This window comes from Ruegeria arenilitoris, from assembly GCF_013035425.1.
Lineage (GTDB): Bacteria > Pseudomonadota > Alphaproteobacteria > Rhodobacterales > Rhodobacteraceae > Ruegeria > Ruegeria arenilitoris_A.
On sequence record NZ_WQHX01000023.1, the window covers coordinates 1 to 2,138 of the forward strand.

Sequence of the window (2,138 nt, forward strand, 5' to 3'; positions counted from 1 at the left end):
CGCGTCGGCAAGGCGATTAAGCGGATAATCGAGATTGATCCCGATCTGGTGATTTCGACGGGCGATATGGTCGCGGGACAACGAATTCCCAATTTGTCAGACAAACAGGTCAGGGAGATGTGGAAGGCGTTTCACAAGGCCGTATCAGATCCTTTAGCGGCTGCCGGAATTCCATTTGCGGTCACGCCTGGAAACCATGATGCCTCCGCCTACCGAGGGTTCGAGCGTGAAAGAAAAATATACGCAGAGGAATGGACACCGAGAAAGCCAGACGTCGACTTCCTGGTTTCGGATGACTATCCGTTTTTCTACGCGTTTGAGATGCAGGGCGTAACGTTTGCGTCTTTGGATGCTACGACCCTAGGGCCGCTATCTGGCGATCAGCAGGACCGACTTGTGGAACTGGGTGCAAATGGAGACCCGATTGTCACTTTCAGTCACCTCCCACTTTGGCCCTTCGCGATCCAGCGCGAACGCGAAATCATCGGTGACCCAACACTTGAAAAAATCTATCTGGAAAGCGGGGTCGTTCTGCATCTGTCAGGCCACCATCATGCTTTCTACCCAGGCTGGAAAGACGGTGTGGCTTATGTTTCCCAAGCTTGTTTGGGAGGTGGCCCGCGACGGCTTATTGGTGACAATGCCAAATCACCTCACAGCTTCACTCATGTTACGTTCCAACCAAATGGAGAGTTTGGGATAGCAGTATATCGAGGGCCTGATTTCGAAAAGTCGGTAAATTTCAAGTCGCTTCCGAAAGAGATCAGATCCCCGAATGCGGTTTTGAAACGTTTAGACCTTGTGAAATGACTAGAGGTTGAGTTTCAGTTCAACTTTTTCAGGGACCAGATCGTTTATCATCTCTTCGATCCGAGCTTCCGAAAGTCCGCCCGAGGTAATGAAAAGCAATGAAACGCGAGATTTGCCGGGAACGTGGTGTCTTCTGACCAGCTTCCAGCCAGCGTCTGCGGCCATGGCTTCAATGGCTCCGCTGACTTTCAATGATTGCTCTTCGTCTGAAGCCTTGAGCGAAATTTCCACGCCCTTGTTTCGCCCACCGAGCCAAATGAAACACCAACACACAACCGCCACCAATGTGGCCATCAAGGGCAAGCCCAGCCCTACCGCCAGCCCAAGCACGGTCACTATAATCATTTCCACCGTGTCGACCGGGTCATCCATATTTGATCGGAACCTCAACAGGGCTCCTATTCCAAAGATCACGAACCCGATCATTGATCCGTGCTGTACAACCAGAAACCCAACCGCCATGCCGACAAGCGCGTAAAGGAAGAACAGTCGCGGCATGACGATATCGCGGACACTCCTGCGGGCTCTTCGCCTCACAGGGTGATAAACGATCAGTCCAGTCAAAATGACAGTGACGATGACGTCGAGAGTAAAAAAATACAGTTCCTGTTTACCACGAAACTGCGTCCAACGTCGTTCGATAAGGATTTCCGACTCCGAGGTACCGGCCAACATGGTCGCGGGGTCGATTTGTGACAACGCAGCACTTGGCAACAGCACCATCAATAACCCTGCCATAAGTGGGAAAGTCTTGTTCAACTTAACTTCCTTCCTGCTTACTCTAGCAGATTGCGTTCCGCCAAAGGCACATCTTGTCCAATTCAATCGCAACAGGCGGGATCAGGTAAAGAGATTACCATGCATTCTTCGGACATCGCATCCGGACTGTGATACGAACGCTGATACAGGGATGTGGTCCAAGCGCGAGAAAATCCAATGTCAGAACACAAGCTGCTTCGGTCGGAACTTGGGTTTTCACGGTGCTTCCCCAAGCTTGGAACACTGGCTTCTTTTGCAAGCGCTACTGTTGCATTTCTGGCATGGATCGAGCTCGCCCACGCCGATAGTCCCGGTTTGACTCTCATCGACTCATTCAAGGTGGCGGACAAATCGGAAGGCTTCTCGGAGCCTTCCGGATTGTCTCTGTCCAACGCCGAAGGCTTCTTGTGGTCAGTAAGCGACGCTGAACCTAGACTGCACCTACTTGGAGTCGACGGGGCATTAGGAAACTCTATCAAGCTTCCATCATTGGCGGGATCAGATCTGGAGGGCGTCGCATCGCGAAAAGATGGGTCTGTTTTGGTGCTTCAGGAAACTGATCGATCAAT

General features: G+C 51.6%; 3 protein-coding genes. 2 read left to right on the plus strand and 1 reads right to left on the minus strand.

From position 1 onward, the window contains the following. Positions 1–810, plus strand: an 810-nt coding sequence (locus GOV45_RS23120; protein WP_170482883.1) for a metallophosphoesterase family protein, incomplete at its 5' end; no start/stop codon positions are given. Here GOV45_RS23120 and GOV45_RS23125 read toward each other — a convergent pair. After that, positions 811–1,569 carry a hypothetical protein gene (locus GOV45_RS23125; protein ID WP_170482886.1) on the minus strand — a complete coding sequence of 253 codons (759 nt, stop codon included), beginning with the start codon at positions 1,567–1,569 and terminating at the stop codon, positions 811–813. A gap of 177 nt (positions 1,570–1,746) precedes the next feature. Between GOV45_RS23125 and GOV45_RS23130 the strand changes: the two genes are divergently transcribed. Continuing rightward, positions 1,747–2,138, plus strand: a 392-nt coding sequence (locus tag GOV45_RS23130) for a hypothetical protein (RefSeq protein WP_217362478.1), incomplete at its 3' end; no start/stop codon positions are given.